At 77.8% G+C, this 275-nt stretch carries 1 protein-coding gene; it reads left to right on the top strand.

Going from position 1 to position 275, the window contains the following annotated elements; genetic code table 11:
* The coding region (locus ACZ3HG_RS23595) for a DUF6671 family protein (RefSeq protein ID WP_465334786.1) at nt 1-275 on the top strand (275 nt) is incomplete at both ends.

The raw sequence follows: 275 nt of genomic DNA, 5'->3' as shown, positions 1-275 counted from the left end.
AGGGCCGGTTCGGCTCGAGCCCGACCTCCGCGCGCACCTGAACCCGCAGCGCCGCCGCACCTTGCGCGGCGTCGCCTGGGGGATGGCAGCGCGTCTGCGCACACCCTGCCCCGCCTGCGCGTGCCCCGGCTTCGGTCCCGTCGACGTGGTGCGCGGGGTTCCGTGCGGCGGGTGCGGCACACCGACGTCGCGCGTCCGGGCCGACGTCGACGGCTGCGCGGCCTGCCCTGCCCGTCAGGAGCGACCTCGGCCCGTGACGGTCGCCGATCCTGCGA

This window comes from Erwinia sp. PME.40.26/001 (assembly GCF_055556675.1).
This window is presented reverse-complemented; position numbering and strand designations above follow the sequence as displayed.